Origin of the sequence: Clostridium sp. AM33-3 (assembly GCF_003480315.1) — a bacterium.
In the GTDB taxonomy this organism is placed as follows: Bacteria; Bacillota; Clostridia; order Lachnospirales; family Lachnospiraceae; genus Brotaphodocola.
In genome coordinates this window covers 1-17,958 of sequence record NZ_QUIV01000005.1, presented here as the reverse complement: position 1 = coordinate 17,958, position 17,958 = coordinate 1, and the positions used below count along the sequence as shown (strand labels likewise).

Annotated in this window: 15 protein-coding genes; 14 read left to right on the top strand and 1 reads right to left on the bottom strand. The window is 48.4% G+C overall.

Features of this window, described 5'->3' with window-relative positions:
• Positions 1–116: 116 nt before the first annotated feature.
• Both DW819_RS04025 and DW819_RS04020 read left to right on the top strand, forming a co-directional pair.
• Positions 117–761 carry a cytidylate kinase-like family protein gene (locus DW819_RS04025; RefSeq protein ID WP_118732191.1) on the top strand — a complete coding sequence of 215 codons (645 nt, stop codon included), beginning with the start codon at positions 117–119 and terminating at the stop codon, positions 759–761.
• A gap of 105 nt (positions 762–866) precedes the next feature.
• On the top strand, positions 867–2,507 hold the full coding sequence (locus tag DW819_RS04020; protein ID WP_182432561.1) for an SH3 domain-containing protein: 1,641 nt from the start codon (positions 867–869) through the stop codon (positions 2,505–2,507).
• A gap of 113 nt (positions 2,508–2,620) precedes the next feature.
• Here the strand turns inward: DW819_RS04020 and DW819_RS04015 are convergent, their stop codons facing one another.
• Positions 2,621–3,559 (bottom strand): LysR family transcriptional regulator, encoded by a 939-nt coding sequence (locus DW819_RS04015; protein WP_118732189.1) that lies wholly within the window; start codon positions 3,557–3,559, stop codon positions 2,621–2,623.
• Positions 3,560–3,883: 324 nt separating this feature from the next.
• On the opposite strand from DW819_RS04015, the gene citD reads away from it, so the two are divergent.
• From citD to DW819_RS15580, 12 genes are all read left to right on the top strand, one after another.
• Positions 3,884–4,183, top strand: coding sequence for a citrate lyase acyl carrier protein (gene citD / locus DW819_RS04010; RefSeq protein WP_118732188.1), 300 nt, complete (start codon positions 3,884–3,886; stop codon positions 4,181–4,183).
• On the top strand, positions 4,183–5,085 hold the full coding sequence (locus DW819_RS04005) for an aldolase/citrate lyase family protein (protein ID WP_118732187.1): 903 nt from the start codon (positions 4,183–4,185) through the stop codon (positions 5,083–5,085). Before citD ends, DW819_RS04005 begins: the two co-directional genes overlap by 1 nt.
• A 1-nt stretch (position 5,086) precedes the next feature.
• Entirely contained in the window at positions 5,087–6,649 is a 1,563-nt protein-coding gene (gene citF / locus DW819_RS04000; protein WP_118732186.1) for a citrate lyase subunit alpha, read from the top strand.
• A 130-nt stretch (positions 6,650–6,779) separates the two neighbouring features.
• Positions 6,780–8,180, top strand: coding sequence for a citrate:proton symporter (locus tag DW819_RS03995; protein WP_118732185.1), 1,401 nt, complete (start codon positions 6,780–6,782; stop codon positions 8,178–8,180).
• Between the two features lie 216 nt (positions 8,181–8,396).
• On the top strand, positions 8,397–9,947 hold the full coding sequence (locus DW819_RS03990; protein WP_118732184.1) for a YifB family Mg chelatase-like AAA ATPase: 1,551 nt from the start codon (positions 8,397–8,399) through the stop codon (positions 9,945–9,947).
• A complete protein-coding gene (gene dprA, locus DW819_RS03985; protein WP_243025558.1) occupies positions 9,931–11,043 on the top strand; it encodes a DNA-processing protein DprA in 1,113 nt (370 codons plus the stop codon). Before DW819_RS03990 ends, dprA begins: the two co-directional genes overlap by 17 nt.
• A gap of 44 nt (positions 11,044–11,087) precedes the next feature.
• Positions 11,088–13,178, top strand: coding sequence for a type I DNA topoisomerase (topA, locus tag DW819_RS03980; RefSeq protein ID WP_118732182.1), 2,091 nt, complete (start codon positions 11,088–11,090; stop codon positions 13,176–13,178).
• 112 nt (positions 13,179–13,290) lie between these two features.
• A complete protein-coding gene (codY, locus tag DW819_RS03975) occupies positions 13,291–14,067 on the top strand; it encodes a GTP-sensing pleiotropic transcriptional regulator CodY (protein ID WP_118732181.1) in 777 nt (258 codons plus the stop codon).
• A 275-nt stretch (positions 14,068–14,342) separates the two neighbouring features.
• The gene (rpsB, locus tag DW819_RS03970; RefSeq protein ID WP_147522587.1) at positions 14,343–15,071 is read left to right on the top strand and encodes a 30S ribosomal protein S2; all 729 of its coding nucleotides are present in this window, start codon (positions 14,343–14,345) and stop codon (positions 15,069–15,071) included.
• A 102-nt stretch (positions 15,072–15,173) separates the two neighbouring features.
• Positions 15,174–16,112, top strand: coding sequence for a translation elongation factor Ts (gene tsf / locus DW819_RS03965; protein ID WP_118732180.1), 939 nt, complete (start codon positions 15,174–15,176; stop codon positions 16,110–16,112).
• Positions 16,113–16,719: 607 nt separating this feature from the next.
• On the top strand, positions 16,720–17,568 hold the full coding sequence (locus DW819_RS03960) for a TIGR02452 family protein (protein ID WP_118732179.1): 849 nt from the start codon (positions 16,720–16,722) through the stop codon (positions 17,566–17,568).
• Between the two features lie 14 nt (positions 17,569–17,582).
• Positions 17,583–17,741 (top strand): hypothetical protein, encoded by a 159-nt coding sequence (locus tag DW819_RS15580; RefSeq protein WP_182432560.1) that lies wholly within the window; start codon positions 17,583–17,585, stop codon positions 17,739–17,741.
• Positions 17,742–17,958 lie beyond the last annotated feature (217 nt).

Here is a 17,958-nt window from a genome sequence, read left to right as displayed (position 1 = left end):
GTTATCTGAAAATAGACAAATTATATTGCTTTGTTCCTATACATTGGGCTTTATTTGTGCTATAATTTAATCAATAAAAGAATTACATCATGTGCATGCTGAAAGGAGAAGATAGTATGAAGGGAAAGCTTGTTATTACAATTGGACGTCAGTGTGGAAGCGGCGGTAAGATGATCGGTCAGAAAATCGCAGAAAAGCTGGGCGTGAAGTGTTACGACAAAGAGCTCCTTACCAGAGCAGCAAAAGAAAGCGGATTATGTGAGGAGCTTTTTGAAACCCATGATGAGAAGCCAACCAGCAGTTTTTTGTATTCTCTGGTTATGGATACCTATTCTCTCGGATATACCAACTCTGCTTATATGGATATGCCGATCAACCACAAGATCTTCCTGGCACAGTTTGACACCATCAAGAAGATCGCAAACGAAGAGTCCTGCGTCATTGTAGGACGCTGCGCAGATTACGCGTTGGCAGATTATCCGAATACGGTTTCTGTTTTTATCACCGGCAACGATGAAAACAAGTTAAACAGCATCAAAACCCTTTATCATGTCGATGATGCCAAGGCAAAGGACATCATGGTAAAGACAGATAAAAAGCGCTCCAGCTACTACAATTACTACTCCAGCAAGAAGTGGGGCGATTCCAGAAGCTATGACATGTGCATCAACAGCTCTGTGCTGGGGCCGGAAGGTACAGCTGACATGATCATTGCTTTCGCAAAGGCGAAAGAGGCACAAAATCAGAAAAAAACAGAATAACTGTAACAGACGTAATAGAAAATTAATACTTTTTTCACATCTATCGCTTAAAATATCAGGCAAGGTATGTTATACTGAATAGCAGCAAAAATGAGGAGAACTGCCATGTCTGAGGAAAAGAAAGACTATACAAGGATTATCAAAAGAGCCAGAAGGCGCAGAAAACGGGCAAATTATCTGCATATTGCAGGAATTGCCGTGATTTTGCTCCTTCTGGTTTTGTGCGTTTTATTTTTGTGGAAAAAAGGCGGATTTCCGGCTTCTTCCGGTAAGTCTGAGGGCGTAGCGATCGCGACAGACTCGGATGCAGAAGCACGCAGGGCGGAAGCTGCGGAGACAACTGCCGGGGATGCAGGAGACCAGGACGTTCACATCGAGGAAGCAGAAAAGCAGGCTGTGGTAGATGCCTACCAGGACCTTGGACTGGTGCAGGTTTCCGGTTACCTGAATGTCCGGGAGACACCAGGCTCTGACGGAAAGATCATCGGAAAGCTGGAACAGAACAGTGCCTGTGAGATCCTTGACAGAGAAGGAGACTGGGATCACATTTCCTCCGGCGGAATTGAAGGTTACATTCATAATCAGTATGTGATCAGCGGGGAGGAAGCCAGGACAAAGGCCCTGGAATATGTCTCAAAGATGGCCATTGTCCAGACAGAAAAGCTGAATATCCGCCAGGAGCCTGTTCTGGATCCGGCTAATGTGGTGGGACAGGCTCTGGTGAACGAACGTTATACGGTAGAGGAGGAGCTGGAGGGATGGGTAAAGATCCCGGACGGTTACATTTCCGCTGATTATGTTACGGTTGGATTTGCTTTAAATGAGGCCAGAAAGCTGGATCTGAAGGCCATGGCCTTAAATCAGTATGACAATCTGCTGATTTCCAAGGTCAATAATTACTTAAACATCCGAAAAGAACCGAGTACCGACTCACAGGCGAATATCATCGGTAAGCTGCCGGGCAAGGCGGCCGGCGAGATCCTGGAAACGCTGGATGGCTGGTACAAGATCAAGTCTGGCTCCATTACCGGTTATGTGACGGCAGATCCCCAGTATGTGGCTGTGGGGCAGGAGGCAAAGGATCTGGCTGTGAATGCAGCCTCCCTGATGGCGATTGTAAACACTGACCGTCTGAACGTCCGGGCAGAGCCAACCACCGATGCCAAGATCTGGACCCAGATCTCCAAGGAGGAGCGTTATTCGGTTGTCTCCCAGCTGGATGGCTGGGTTGAGATCGAGCTGGATACCGGAGACGGAGACAGCGGAGAGAGCGCGGACAATGCCTATATCTCTACCCGTGATAATAACGTGGAGGTACGTTATGCGCTGAGTGAAGCCATCAAGTTCTCCCCGTTGGAGGAAAAGGCAAACCAGACCGCATCCCTGCGCAGCCAGGTAGTCAACTATGCGCTGCAGTTTGTGGGCGGACGTTATGTCTGGGGCGGCAATGATCCGCATACCGGAGCAGACTGTTCCGGCTTTGTCAAATACGTTTTAAGCCATGTTGCAGGTGTCGGTCTTCCCAGAACTTCCAGGGAGCAGGCAAAGACCGGACGGAGCATCAAATCCAGTGAGATGCGCCCGGGCGACCTGATCTTTTACACCAACAGCAAAGGCACTGTCAATCACGTAGCCATGTATATCGGTAACGGACAGATTGTCCATGCGGCAAGCCGCAGAAGCGGGATCAAGATTTCGACCTGGAATTACCGCACCCCGAAAACCATACGCTCCTTCCTGGATTGATGATCTGGTTTTGTCATACAGCGATCAGAAACACATGAGAACATAAAAAAGGATTTCCTGTGATACAGCAGTGCTCACACGGGAAATCCTTTTTTATGTTTTACAGATGATGATCAATCAGTGGTATCAGAAAATACCGTTCCATGCAGGAACGGTTTATCCACCTCCGTCAGGATGTGGATGAAGTCACGCATATATTTGGTGAGGTATAAGTCCTTGCGATGACAGAGATAGAAGCTTCTCTGGTTCTCAATCCCCTTGATGGGATAAACCGCGCAGTACGGATACAGCTCCGGGGACATTTCGATGTAGTTGATGGGGCAGATCATAACTGCATCGCAGGCAATGGCAGTACGCTTGCCAACCTCAATGCTGGTGGTTTTTAAAAGAATATCCGGCTGCATATCATAAGTGGCAAATAGCTGTTTCTGGATGATGCTGACATTGTGCCCCTCTTTGCTGGAAATAAATTTTTCATTCCGGGCCTGCGTGATCTCGATGGGGGTTCCGGACGGGATCCGTCTGGCAAGATCGGTATTCCGGCTGGTCAGAAGGACCATGTCTTCATCTTCGATCAGGGTATAACTCAGTTCTTCATGCTTTGGATAGGTGGTCAGGCACGCCAGGTCGATGGAGCCTTCGATCAGCATAGATTCCGTGATGGACGAACCATGTTCATGCAGATCGATATCCACAAAGGGGTACTTCTTCATAAAGCGGGGCAGCACGTAGGGAAGTACCTGCATGGCGCGCTGGACCGGTATGCCCAGCTTCAGGCAGCCGTGGTCCTCGTGGTTGATCTCGTCAATCTCCTTTTGCAGGTTGTTGTTGATCGTGAGGATCTGTTTTGCTGCTTCGATATATTTTTCGCCGGCATAGGTCAGCGTGATCGGGTCCGTGGAGCGGTTAAAAATGGGAGTGCCGAGATTGGTCTCCACCAGCTTGATCATCTGGCTTAAGGACGGCTGGGAAATGTAAAGCTTTTTTGCGGCCGCGGTGATGCTGCCCTCCTGCATCACGGTCAGCATGTACTGGGCGTGTTTGATATTCATAAGAAAGACTCCCTTTCTGCGGAAAGTAATTGTAGTGTTTGCTGAAAAGTACATGAAATATTTTATTATAATATCACAAATCCGGAGTGGATTCAATTCCTGCGCTACATTCAGGGGCATAGGTTTTTTATTTATGCGATATAGGATAAAAATTATCAAATACGGAAAAGATATAGAGAAAGGCTTATGTACACTATAATAATTTAAGTATTTGAAAGATTGTACCTCGGGTGATACACTGTGGATGAACAAAAAACCGGTGTGTGATAGCAAAAACATTCGGCGAAGAAGTATTGATTGTCTTCGGACAAAAGGAGGAAGAAAATGGAAGTAAAGAAAGCTGCCATGGCAGGCACTCTGGAATCCAGCGATGCCCAGGTTACCGTAGAGCCGGGAAATGGTTCGGTTGAGCTTTCCATCGAGAGCAGTGTGATTCACCAGTTTGGAAAGCAGATCAAAGCAACTGTCCTTGAGACCTTAAACCGTCTTGATGTAAAAGACGCAAAGGTGACTGTAGTGGACAAGGGTGCTCTGGACTGCACCTTAAAGGCACGTGTTGAGTGCGCAGTATACCGTTCCAACGATATCACTGAGAATCTTCCATGGGGAGGTGTAATTAAATAATGAGCCATCCGAATAAAAAAAGACTGAGACGTTCAATGATGTTCTTAAACTGCCAGAAGCCGGGACTGATCAAGGATCCGTACATCTACAGACCGGATTCCATCATGCTAGATCTGGAGGATGCAGTGGCAGAGAACCAGAAAGATGCAGCAAGATATTCCCTGTACCATGCACTGCAGGAGATCGATTACCGCGGAGTTGAGCGTGTTGTCCGCATCAACGGACTGGACACCCCGCACTGGAAAGAAGATATCCGCGTCTGCGTGGCTGGTGGTGCTGATACCATCCGTATCGCAAAGACCGAGACCGCACAGGATGTACATACCGTAGAGGAGCATGTGCTGGCAGCTGAGAGAGAGTTCGGAAGACCGGAAGGCTCCACTCTGTTAATGGCAGCTCTGGAGTCCTGCAAGGGTGTCTTAAATGCCCTTGAGGTTTGTAAGTCTTCTGACCGTCTGATCGGTATTGCTCTTTCCGGCGGTGACTACACCAAGGATCTGCAGACCGTGATTACCGGAACCGGTGTAGAGCTGCAGGGCGCAAGACAGCAGATGATCATCGCTGCAAGAGCAGCCGGTGTACAGTGCTGGGATACCGTATTCACCAACCTGGATGCTATGGACGTGTTTGAAGAAGAGGTCAGGATGATCAAGATGATGGGCTTCGATGGAAAATCCCTCGTAAACCCGCGTCAGATCGATGTTGTTCATAAGGTATTTACCCCGACCCAGAAGGAAATCATCTTCGCAGAGAAGGTTGTAAAAGAGATTGATGAGAAGAAGGCACAGGGTATCGGCGTATTTACCGTAGACGGCAAGATGATCGATATCGCATTCTACGATGGAGCAAAGAGAACAATTGCCCTGGCAAAAGCATCAGGCGTATATGAGGGGGATTTATAAGATGATCAATGCAGTAGGAAGAGAAATCCCGGAAGAGGTATTAAAGGCAACCGGTAAGGAAGCATTCAAGGGCGCTTACGCTTACGACAATCACGAGTATAAGAAAGCAGCTCCGAAGGCTCATGCCATGATGGACCCGAACAGAAGCAAGATCGTGGAGAACATTCACGAGGCACTGGTGAAGTGTGAGATCAAAGATGGCATGACCATTTCTTTCCACCATCACTTCCGTGAGGGTGACTATGTGGTAAATATGGTTATGGACGAGATCCACAAGATGGGTATCAAGGGCATCACCATCTGCGCGAGCTCCCTTGGTAAGGCAAACGATGCCATTGTTCCGTACATTGAGGACGGCACCATCGTTGGAATCCAGTCTTCCGGCGTACGCGGTAAGATCGGTGAGGCAATTTCCACCGGTAAATTAAGAGACATCGCCATCATGCGTTCTCACGGCGGCCGTGTAAGAGCCATCGAGTCCGGTGAGGTTCATATCGACATCGCATTCATCGGAGCACCGACCTGCGATGAGTACGGCAACATGAGAGCAAACGGCGGAAAGAGCGACTGCGGCGTTTTATCCTACGCTATGGTAGACGCTCAGTACGCAGACAGAGTCGTGGCGATCACTGACTGTCTCGTTCCGTTCCCGAACATCCCGGCAAGCATCTCCATGACCCAGGTAGATTTTGTCTGCGTAGTAGATGAGATCGGCAATCCGGCCAAGATCGCAACCGGCGCAGCAAAACCGACCACCGATGTCCGTAAGATCATGATGGCAGATTACTGCACCCAGTTCGTGATCAACACTCCGTACTTTAAGGATGGCTTCTCCTATCAGACCGGTGTCGGCGGCGCGTCCATCGCATCCACCATCTCTCTTGGAAAGATCATGGAAGAGCGCGGCATTAAGATGGGACTTGGCCTCGGCGGTATCACCACTCCGATGTGCAACCTGCTTGCAAAGGGTCTCATTGACAAGATCGTAGATACTCAGGATTTTGATATGGGTGCCATTGAGTCCATCAAGACCAATCCGAACCACATCGAGATCTCCGCATCTGAGTATGCAGATCCGTTCAACAAGGGCGCTTATGTCAATAAGCTGGACTTCGTGATCCTGGCTTCCCTTGAGGTCGATGTAAACTTCAACTGCAACGTGGTTGTAGGCTCTGACGGCATGATCACTGGAGCACAGGGCGGTCATCCGGATACCGCAGCAGGAGCAAAGTGCACCATCGTCATTGCTCCGCTTCTGCAGGGAAGAATCCCGGCTATCTGTACCAATGTAACCACCGTAACCACTCCGGGCGAGACCGTAGATGTTGTCATCACCGATTACGGCATCGCGATCAACCCGCGCAGACAGGATCTGATCGAGTGCATGAAGGACGTGAAGCTTCCGTTCTGCACCATCGAGGAGCTGCGTGACAAGGCATACTCCATCGTAGGCGAGCCGGATCCGGTACAGTTTGGTGATCGCGTGGTTGGTATCATCGAGAGCCGTGACGGTACCGTACTTGATGTTGTTCGCGAGATCAAGGAGTACGAGTTCCGGGATTGATTTTATGCAAAAGCGGATGAGGCAGGAAGCTGATTCCGCAGGATAAGCGCTTTTGGGTCCGGACAGAGCCGGGAATCTCTGGCCGGACCGGTAACAAAACAACACTTACACATAACATAGGGGTAATTATATGTCAGAATTAGTAGTAGGTATTTTAGGCTTTGCCTGTATCGTTGCTTTAGTAGTAACACTGTTCAAGAGTAAAACCATGCCGAGTATGGCATTCATCATCTTTCCGTCCATCCTGGCTCTGATCCTGGTAGCGGGCGGATACTATTCCATCGAGCAGATCGGCGATCTGATCAAGGGCGGCTTTAAGAGCACAGGCCCGACCGCAGCACTGTTTGTATTCTCAGTTCTGTTCTTCGGTATCATGACGGATGCCGGTATGTTTGATGTCATCATCAACAAGCTGATGAAACACGTTGGCGATAATGTCATCGGTGTAACCGTTATGACAGCCCTGATCGCCCTGATCGGTCATCTGGATGGCGGCGGAGCTTCCACCTTCCTGATCGTAGTTCCGGCTATGCTTCCGGTCTATAAGAAGATGCACATGAGACAAACCACACTGCTTCGTGTAGCGGTTCTGGCAATGGGTGTTTTAAACCTGATGCCTTGGGCAGGCCCGACCATGCGTGCGGCATCTGTACTGGGTATGGAGGCTGGACAGCTCTGGGGCAGACTGATCCCGATCCAGATTTTTGGTATCATTCTCTGTCTGGCACATGCAGTATTCGCAGGTATCCAGGAGAAGAAGAGAGGTGCAGGCCTGAATGGTAAGCTGGCACAGCAGTCCAGTGCAGAGGAGGCAGCAGAAGAGGCTCAGCATCAGGCTGATGAAAATGAGTATGCAAGACCGAAGCTGTTCGCATTCAATATCTGCTTAACAATCGCAGTAATCGCAATGTTAGTATGGGATCAGTTCCCGAGCTACTTCCCGTTCATGCTGGGCGTAGCGGCAGCACTTCTGGTAAACTACACTCCGATCAAAATGCAGAAAAAGATGATCAACCGTCATGCAGGCCCGGCGCTGATGATGTGCTCAACTCTCATGGGCGCAGCAGTTCTGATGGGTGTTCTGGTATATGGTTTCAACGCAGACGGTGCAGCAGTCATTGCAAAGCCGGGTGTTGAGATGATGAAGACCTCTGTAGTATCCAACATGGCTGGTATCATTTCCATGATCCTTCCGGCAGCGCTGGGCCAGCATCTGCCTCTGGTAATTGGTATCCTGTCCGTACCGTTAGCACTTTGCTTCGATACCGACTCCTACTTCTACGGAATGCTTCCGGTTATGATCGCAATCGGCGCATCCTTTGGTGTTGAGGCGTTCCCGATCGCAGTGGCTATGGTTGTGTGCCGTAACTGTGCAACCTTCATCAGCCCGATGGTACCGGCAACCCTGCTTGGTATTGGTCTGGCAGATGTGGATATCAAGGATCACATCAAGGCATCCTTCGGTTATGTATGGATTTTCTCCATTCTCTGCATGCTGTTTGCAGTAATGCTTGGAATCCTTCCGCTGTAATCTTAAATAAAACAGATAAAAGCAAAAAGAATGTCCGGTGGCATGAATGTCACCGGACATTCTTTTTGTCAGACAAATGCCTGCGCCGTCCTGCCCTCAGATCATGCTGCATGCCGGATGCTGCCGAATTTTGCGGTAAAATAATCTGGTTCTTTTTCTTTTCCATGGATATAGTGAAGCTACAAATACAGAGGAAAAGGAAAGGAGTTTTTATTTTTGTTCAGCAAAGTATACAGTGGAGGACTGCGGGGGATAGATGGCTACGTGGTTCAGGTTGAGGCGGATGTCAGCAATGGTCTGCCTGGTTTCTATATGGTAGGATCCCTGGCATCGGAGGTAAAAGAGGCTGAGGAACGGGTGCGTACTGCTATGCGAAATTCCGGCTATCATCTGTCGTCGAAAAAGATCACAGTGAATCTGTCTCCGGCAAATGTAAGAAAAGAAGGCACTGCCTGTGATCTGCCGGTAGCCGTTGCGGTTCTGGCGGCATATGGGATTGTCATGCAGCCGGAATTAAAGCATACGGGTTTTCTCGGCGAGCTGGGACTGGATGGAAAGATCAAGCCGGTGCGCGGTGTGCTTTCCATGGTGCTTGCCATGGCAGAGACAGGACTCAGGCGCTGCTTTCTTCCGGAAGAGAATGTGGCAGAGGGAGTTGCTGCGGATTGCATGGAGATTGTAAAAATCCGGAATCTGCAGGAGGTGGTAGAACTTTTAAATGAACCGGATGCAATCTGTGCAGAGCGTGTGTCAGCCGGTATGGACTGTCAAACAGCTTATCACGTGGATTTTTCTGAGGTAAACGGACAGAAATTTATGCGGCGCGCAACGGAGGTTGCGGTAGCAGGCGGACACAATCTTCTCTACATCGGCCCGCCGGGAAGCGGCAAGAGCATGATGGCCAGACGGATTCCGACCATTATGCCCGAGCTGTCCAGGGAGGAACAGCTGGAGGTATCAAAGGTATACAGCATTTGCGGGATGCTGCCGCAAGGCCATGCATTGATCGGAACAAGGCCATACCGGTCACCCCACCACACCATCAGCGCACAGGCGCTGACCGGAGGCGGCATCTGGCCAAAACCGGGAGAAATCTCTCTGGCATCCCGTGGTGTCCTGTTTCTTGACGAGCTGGCAGAGTTTGAAAAAAAGACACTGGAAATTTTGCGTCAGCCACTGGAGGAGCATTGTGTGACGGTATCCCGTGTGAACAGCAGCTTTACGTTCCCGGCACATTTCATGCTGGTGGCAGCCTTAAACCCCTGCCCATGCGGATATTATCCGGACCGCTCCCGGTGCAGCTGCACGCCGCAGCAGGTGAGGCGTTATCTTGGGCGGATTTCCCGTCCGCTTTTAGACCGCATTGATATCTGCGCGGAAGCAGCGCCGGTGACCTATCGTGATATTCGTACAGAACAGAACAATGAGTCTTCCGCGGATATGCGGGATCGCATTGTGCGCGCGCGCCAGATTCAGAAGCTCCGCTACGCAGACAGTGGAATCTATACGAACAGTGAGATGAGAATCCGCCAGATCCGTCATTTCTGCAGCCTGCGGGAGGATGATGAAGCATTTTTGCAGCAGATCTTTTCAAGACTTGGTTTAAGTGCCAGAGGGTGCCATAAGATTTTAAAGGTGGCGCGTACCCTGGCAGATCTGGAAGGAAAGGAGCGGATTGACCGGACGCATCTTAGGGAGGCGGCAGGCTACCGCGATCTGCAGGAGCGATACTGGGGAAAGGAGGTGGCAGATGACGTACCAAACTAACATGGAGCAGGAACGGCGCATGCTTTTCTGCCTGAATCAGATTCAGCAGCTTGGTGCAGTATCGATCTGTTCCCTTGGAGAATATTTTGGGGGTTATTCAAACCTATTTAATATAGAAGAAACAGCGATCAGGGAGAGTGGTATCCTGAGGGAAGCCCAGCTTAAGGCATTCTGTGAGGGGAAAAAGAGATGGTCAGAATATCTGGAGGAGTACGAAAAGCTAGCAGAGCGAAAAATCCGTTTTGTTACGCCTCTTGATCCGGAATATCCGGAGCGGCTTTTACATATCCATGGCTATCCGATGGCACTTTATGTGCGCGGAAAGCTGCCGGATCCAAAGCTTCCGGCGGTGGCAGTGGTAGGAGCCCGCGGATGCTCGGAATATGGGAGCCAGCTGGCATCTGCATTTGCGGAGATGCTTGCAAAGGAGAGGGTACAGATCATCAGCGGTCTTGCCATTGGGATTGACGGCGCGGCTCATCAGGGCGCCTTAAAGGCAGGAGCAGATACCTATGGGATTTTAGGCTGCGGCGTAAATATCTGTTATCCTTCGGCACATTATAAGCTGTATGGACAAATGCTTACGCATGGAGGTATTATCTCTGAATTTCCGCTGGATTCCGGGCCGATTCCGATGCATTTTCCGATGCGCAACCGTATCATCAGCGGACTTTCGGACGCTGTTCTGGTGGTGGAGGCGAAAGAGAAAAGCGGTTCCCTGATCACGGCAGAGCTGGGACTGGAACAGGGAAAAGAAATATTTGCCGTGCCGGGAAGAATTACGGATCACTTAAGCGGGGGCTGCAACCGACTGATCCAGCAGGGGGCACATATGGCAATTTCACCAAATGATATCCTGGAATACCTGGGTGTAAAGTGCGAGAAAAGGTTAATTATTCATGAAAAAAATGCAAATGCACTTGCAAAGCCAGAAAAAATGGTGTATGCTTGCCTAGATTTCAAGGCGAAACATCTGGAAGAAATTTCGGACCGGTGTAGGATGAGCATCAGCGAATGTATGGGGATTTTGCTGGAGCTGGAGCTGCAGGGCTATGTGTTTCGCACAGCGAATCATTATTATGGAAAAAAGATCTGAAAGCCGTCAGAACGGTTTTGAGAGATCCGGTATTAGGAGTAGTTATGGCAAATAATTTAGTGATTGTGGAGTCACCGGCCAAGGTTAAGACCATTAAGAAATTCCTTGGCTCCACCTATGAAGTGGATGCTTCCAACGGACATGTGAGAGATTTACCAAAGAGCAGCCTCGGATTTGACGCTGAGCATGATTATGAACCAAAATATATTACGATTCGCGGAAAAGGAGATATTCTGGCAAAGCTTCGAAAAGAAGTGAAGAAAGCAGACAAGATCTATCTCGCAACGGACCCGGACCGTGAGGGAGAGGCCATTTCCTGGCACCTGATGAAAGCGCTGAAGCTGGATGAGGCAAAGGATAAAAAGGTTTACCGGATCAGCTTTAATGAGATCACGAAAAATGCGGTAAAGGCGTCTTTAAAAGCACCGCGCACGATTGATATGCATCTGGTTGATGCGCAGCAGACACGCCGTATGCTGGACCGTATGGTGGGTTACCGCATCAGCCCGCTGTTATGGGCCAAAGTAAAGCGTGGCTTGAGTGCCGGACGTGTACAGTCAGTGGCACTCCGTATGATCTGCGACCGCGAAGCCGAGATTGAGGCCTTCATCCCGGAGGAATACTGGAACCTTGAGGCAGATTTTTCCCAGAAGGGAAGCAAAAAAACCTTAAATGCAAAGTTTTACGGCACGCGTGACGAAAAAATCGCCATTCATAAAAAAGACGAGCTGGACCAGATCCTGGCCGAGCTGGAGGGAAAGGATTATGTGGTGGAAGATGTAAAGTACGGAGAGCGCAGCAAGAAGCCGCCGATCCCGTTCACCACCAGTACCCTGCAGCAGGAAGCCTCCAAGGTGCTGAATTTCTCCACTCAGAAGACCATGAGGATCGCCCAGCAGTTGTACGAGGGCGTGGATGTCAAGGGACAGGGCACCGTGGGCCTGATCACCTACCTGCGTACGGATTCCACCCGGATCGCGGACGAGGCCGACGCGGCAGCACGTGCTTATGTGGAGCACACCTTCGGCGCGGACTATGTGCTGCAGCAGGATCAGACCAAGAAATCCACCGGAAAGATCCAGGACGCGCATGAGGCTATCCGTCCGACTGACATTACCCGGACCCCGACCATGGTCAAGGACTCCCTGCAGCGTGACCAGTTCCGCTTATACCAGCTGATCTGGAAACGTTTCACCGCAAGCCGCATGCAGCCGGCAGTGTATACGACGACCTCCGTGAAGGTGATGGCAGGAAATTATATCTTTACCCTGTCAGCATCCAAATTGTCCTTCGACGGCTTTATGTCCGTCTATGTGCAGGAAGATGACAAGGAGACAGGCAACGCGCTTCTTGGCAAGCTGGAAGCCGGCGATGTGCTGACTCTTTCGGAGTTAAAGCCGAGCCAGCATTTTACCCAGCCGCCGGCGCATTATACGGAGGCATCCCTGGTTAAGGCCATGGAGGAACAGGGCATTGGACGTCCGAGTACCTACGCACCGACCATTACAACGATCCTGGCGAGACGCTATGTGACCAAAGAAAACAAGAACCTGTATGTTACGGAGCTTGGTGAGGCAGTCAACGGCATTATGAAGAAGTGCTTCCCGAGCATTGTGGATCTGAGCTTTACCGCAAATATGGAGCTTTTGCTGGATAAGGTCGCAGACGGAACCGTGAAGTGGAAGACCATCATCGAGAATTTCTACCCGGATCTGGATCAGGCTGTGGCAACCGCAGAGAAGACGCTGGAGTCCGTGAAGATCGCGGACGAAGTATCCGATGTCATCTGCGATGTATGTGGACGGAATATGGTAGTCAAATACGGCCCACACGGCAAATTCCTGGCCTGCCCGGGATTCCCGGACTGCAAGAACACCAAGCCGTATCTGGAGAAGATCGGAGTAGCATGTCCGAAGTGCGGAAAAGATATTGTTATCAAGAAGACCAAGAAGGGAAGACGTTATTACGGCTGTGAGAATAATCCGGAGTGTGATTTCATGTCCTGGCAGAAGCCATCTGCTGAGCGTTGCCCGAAATGCGGCAGCTACATGGTAGAGAAGGGCAGCAAGCTCCTCTGTTCCAATGAACAGTGCGGTTATACAACAAATATCAAAGAAAAACAGCCGAATGATTAAATTAATTGAAAATTTCAAAAAACTCTTGTTATTCATTCGAAATCGTGCTAATATTTAGATATTGGAGAAGGTTGTGGAAGCGAATATCAATTAATTGAGGAGGTTTTTTGAAATGAGTGTACAGCTTCTTGATAAGACCAGAAAAATCAATAAGTTACTGCATAATAACAATTCCCATAAAGTGGTATTCAACGACATTTGTAAAGTCCTGAGCGAGATCCTGTTATCCAATATTTTGGTGATCAGTAAGAAAGGAAAGGTTCTCGGCGTAGGTCTTTGTCCCGGAGTCGATGAAATTGAGGAATTGATTGAGGATCAGGTGGGCGGTTTTGTAGACCGTATGCTGAATGAGCGCCTGCTCAGCATCCTCTCCACAAAAGAGAACGTCAACCTTGCGACACTGGGCTTCGCAGAGGAGAACGTAAAGAAGTATCAGGCCATCATTACTCCGATCGACATTGCGGGTGAGCGCCTGGGCACCTTATTCATTTATAAATGCGATGAACAGTATGACATCGACGACATCATCTTAAGCGAATACGGTACCACGGTAGTCGGACTGGAGATGATGCGTTCCGTAAATGAGGAAAACGCGGAAGAGACCCGAAAAGTCCAGATCGTCAAATCAGCCATCAGTACCTTATCCTTCTCCGAACTGGAAGCCATTACCCATATTTTTGAGGAACTGGATGGAAACGAGGGAATTCTGGTAGCAAGTAAAATCGCGGACCGTGTGGGGATCACCCGCTCCGTTATCGTAAATGCACTCCGCAAGTTCGAGAGTGCCGGTGTTATTGAGTCAAGATCTTCCGGCATGAAGGGAACTTACATCAAGGTACTGAACGATGTAGTCTTTGATGAACTGAAGAACATCAAAACATCCAAATAGCGGGTCATGAGAATATAGCATATAGAAAAGGAAGAAACAGATGCAGAATCTGCCTCTTCCTTTTTTGTTTCCGATACGCGAACTATAAAAAAGAATGTGCCATGGCAAATTTCAGGCAGATTTCAAAGAAAAAGCCCTTGTCAAACTCTGACAGTTATGGTATGCTAGTGGGGCTGACAAAAAACACGTCTGCTGATTCTGATGGTGGTGCCTTATGGTCCCAGAGGAAGTGCGAGACGCAGACGGAAGTAAAAAACCAAATGGAGGAAACAAACATGAGCGTTATTTCTATGAAGCAGCTGTTAGAGGCAGGTGTTCATTTCGGACATCAGACCAGAAGATGGAACCCGAAAATGGCTCCGTACATCTACACCGAGCGTAACGGTATCTACATCATCGACTTACAGAAATCTGTAGGTAAGGTAGACGAGGCTTACAATGCAGTATCTGATATCGCTGCAAACGGCGGCACCATCCTTTTCGTTGGTACCAAGAAGCAGGCACAGGATGCAATCAAGACTGAGGCTGAGCGTTGCGGAATGTTCTATGTAAACGAGAGATGGTTAGGTGGTATGCTGACCAACTTCAAGACCATTCAGAGCCGTATCGCAAGACTGAAAGCAATCGAGACCATGGCTGAGGACGGTACTTTCGATGTACTGCCGAAGAAGGAAGTTATCGAGATCAAGAAAGAGTGGGAGAAGCTGGAGAAGAACCTTGGCGGTATCAAAGAGATGAAGAAACTGCCGGATGCTATCTTCATCGTAGATCCGAAGAAAGAGAGAATCTGCGTACAGGAGGCTCATACTCTGGGTATTCCGTTAATTGGTATCGCTGATACCAACTGTGATCCGGAAGAGCTTGACTACGTAATCCCGGGTAACGACGATGCAATCAGAGCCGTTAAATTAATCGTGGCTAAGATGGCAGATGCAGTAATCGAGGCAAACCAGGGTGAGGCTCAGGCTGACTTTGCTGAGGCAGAGGAGACCACCGAGGCTTAATCGAGAAATAAGGTGCTTCGACCTGCAGCTTATGCGGCAGGTTGGAGCATTTTTGTTTGTAAAAGAAAATAAAAACAAAATATAAAATGGAGGGAATTAACAATGGCAGTTACCGCAGCAATGGTAAAAGAGTTAAGAGAAATGACCGGTGCAGGTATGATGGATTGCAAGAAAGCTCTTGCAGCTACCGACGGTGATATGGACAAGGCAGTAGAGTTCTTAAGAGAGAAAGGACTTGCCGGCGCAGAGAAGAAGGCAGGCCGTATCGCAGCTGAGGGTATCGTAGCAACCGCTATGACCGAGGACGAGAAGAAGGCAGTTGTTGTTGAGGTTAATGCTGAGACCGACTTCGTTGCAAAGAATGCAAAATTCCAGGCTTACGTTGCACAGGTTGCAGCACAGGCTCTGACTACCACCGCAGCAGACATGGATACCTTCATGGCTGAGAAGTGGGCAGCAGACGAGAGCCTGACCGTAAAAGAGGCTCTGTCTTCCCAGATCTCCATCATCGGCGAGAACATGAACATCCGTCGTTTCAAACAGGTTGTAGAGGAGAACGGTGTTGTTGTATCCTACATCCACGCTGGCGGCAGAATCGGCGTTCTGGTTGACGTTGAGACCAGTGTTGTAAACGATGCTGTAAAAGAGATGGGCAAGAACATCGCTATGCAGATCGCAGCTCTGAATCCGAAATACACCAGCCGTGACGAGGTTAGCGCAGAGTTCATCGAGCACGAGAAGAGCATCCTGATGGCTCAGATCCAGAACGATCCGAAGGAAGCTTCCAAGCCGGAGAAGGTAATCCAGGGCATGATCCAGGGCCGTATCAACAAAGAGATGAAAGAGATCTGCCTGTTAGACCAGACCTACGTAAAGGCAGAGGATGGCAAGCAGTCCGTAGCTCAGTACGTAGCTCAGGTTGCAAAAGAGAACGGTGCAAACATCACTGTTAAGGGCTTTGTTCGTTTCGAGACTGGTGAGGGTCTTGAGAAGAAAGAGGAGAACTTTGCAGAGGAAGTTGCAAAGCAGATGGGTAACTAATGCGAATTTCGCATTTTCTGAACCTTTAAAACTGACAGCTTAGTAGAACTTGATAAGGAATATTATAAGTCCGGGAATCTAGCATTTATGCGGGTTCCCGGGCTTTTCCTTTGCAATTTTCGCTGTGATAGATAGTATAGAATAGATATCATAACTTAGTGCGGAATATTGCAGCCAGATATTTATTTTTGTACAGTTGTTGTACAAAAGTTGTATAGTACAATTTTTAACAAACTTGATGTCCGTTTTATAACCCATCGCGCGTAAAAAATTAAAAGACTTTATCCACTGGCAAAATTTGTACAGTTGTACACCTGTTCCTCAAAAAATTGTACACTAAATTGTATAGTAAAAATGGGTGCTGAAAGTGCCAGAAAGCCTTATTCTAAGCCATTTTTCAGCGGTGTACAAGTTGATGTTGAGAATTGATGAAGTGGGCCAGAACTGATTTTGTACAGCCAAAAGCTGCTTTTTATACTGACTAAACAAGAAAATAAAGTCACTGTTCTATCTATTCGTATAAATTCAACTGCCGGTTGAATCCCTTCTCATCAAATATTTGCTAAAAATAGACCCATACACAAAAGAGAAGGGACGGAGAAGATTAATGAACACATACGAAAATGTGGAGATTTTTGAAGATACGAAAAGGCTGTGCGAAAAGAATGAAAAGCTGAAAGCTTCTGTTGCAGAGTCAGTGAAGAATCAGAAATTGATTCTGGAAAGCGAGAAACTGCCAGTTGTGGATAAGAAGCACTTTTCTGATGAAGCAAAAGTAGTAGTATCCACAAAGCGGACTTTCGAGGCGGCTTCTGGCTATGCCGGGCAGAAAGTAGCTGTGCACAGCTTTGCATCGCCATATAAGCCAGGCGGAGGAGTGCTTAGGGGAGCTGGTGCGCAGGAAGAGTGTCTTTGCAGATGCTCTGGACTGTATTTCTGTCTGAGTGTACCGGAACTGGAGAAGGGCTTTTATAGCCCGCACAGAAAAGCGAAAAATCCGATAGGTACTGCAGATATCATCTATACGCCTGCCGTGACTGTTTTTAAAACGGATACAGCAAAGCCACAACTGATGGATGAAGCTGCATGGTATGATGTGGATGTAATTACCTGCGCGGCTCCGGATCTACGCGTAAAGAAAAGTTTCCATGATATCCGAAACAATGTCACTCCTACAGTAAAAATCACTGATAAGGAACTTTTGGAAATCCATAAGAAGAGACTGTCCAGGATTCTGGATGTAGCGGTTCTGAATGATGCGGAAGTCGTGATTCTCGGCGCTTTTGGGTGCGGAGCATACCAAAATAAGCCGGAAGTAGTTGCAAGAGCTGCTAAGGAAGTAATTGCGGATTATCTGCATGCATTTGAAACTGTGGAGTTTGCTGTTTATTGTCCGCCGCAGAATGATATGAATTTCAAGGTTTTCAAGCGAGTCCTGGGCGGCCTGGAGAAGTAGAGGGAAAATCAAATATGCCATTTAGAAAAACAAATGTGTCAGAGCAAATCGAAATGCTGAGAAAAACGGATCCGGATTTCAAAAAGGCCTGGGACGAATCCCGTACTGAATATCAGAAAATCGGGGAAATGATTAGCTTGCGCAAAAAAGAAAAATTTGAAACTGAAAAATAAAAAGAAACTCTCGGTCAGAAAATGGCCGGGAGTTTTTGCTTTCACCTTGTCATGTCCGAAAAATGTTGCTATGCTTATGTCATAAGATAGTAAGGACGTGATCATTCCCATGAAAGTAGGAGATAACTATATAAATGACGAGGAGGTGGAACGACATTAGGGAGTATCCCAAAGTTTGTGTAAACCTCCAAACTGATGTAAGATAAAATTACTCAGT

Coding starts and splice junctions, on each gene's coding strand:
- codY (WP_118732181.1), top strand. CDS start 13,291: ATGAGTGTACAGCTTCTTGATAAGACCAGAAAAATCAATAAGTTACTG.
- DW819_RS04015 (WP_118732189.1), bottom strand. CDS start 3,559: ATGAATATCAAACACGCCCAGTACATGCTGACCGTGATGCAGGAGGGC.
- dprA (WP_243025558.1), top strand. CDS start 9,931: ATGACGTACCAAACTAACATGGAGCAGGAACGGCGCATGCTTTTCTGC.
- DW819_RS03960 (WP_118732179.1), top strand. CDS start 16,720: ATGAACACATACGAAAATGTGGAGATTTTTGAAGATACGAAAAGGCTG.
- topA (WP_118732182.1), top strand. CDS start 11,088: ATGGCAAATAATTTAGTGATTGTGGAGTCACCGGCCAAGGTTAAGACC.
- tsf (WP_118732180.1), top strand. CDS start 15,174: ATGGCAGTTACCGCAGCAATGGTAAAAGAGTTAAGAGAAATGACCGGT.
- citF (WP_118732186.1), top strand. CDS start 5,087: ATGATCAATGCAGTAGGAAGAGAAATCCCGGAAGAGGTATTAAAGGCA.
- DW819_RS04020 (WP_182432561.1), top strand. CDS start 867: ATGTCTGAGGAAAAGAAAGACTATACAAGGATTATCAAAAGAGCCAGA.
- DW819_RS15580 (WP_182432560.1), top strand. CDS start 17,583: ATGCCATTTAGAAAAACAAATGTGTCAGAGCAAATCGAAATGCTGAGA.
- DW819_RS04025 (WP_118732191.1), top strand. CDS start 117: ATGAAGGGAAAGCTTGTTATTACAATTGGACGTCAGTGTGGAAGCGGC.
- citD (WP_118732188.1), top strand. CDS start 3,884: ATGGAAGTAAAGAAAGCTGCCATGGCAGGCACTCTGGAATCCAGCGAT.
- rpsB (WP_147522587.1), top strand. CDS start 14,343: ATGAGCGTTATTTCTATGAAGCAGCTGTTAGAGGCAGGTGTTCATTTC.
- DW819_RS04005 (WP_118732187.1), top strand. CDS start 4,183: ATGAGCCATCCGAATAAAAAAAGACTGAGACGTTCAATGATGTTCTTA.
- DW819_RS03995 (WP_118732185.1), top strand. CDS start 6,780: ATGTCAGAATTAGTAGTAGGTATTTTAGGCTTTGCCTGTATCGTTGCT.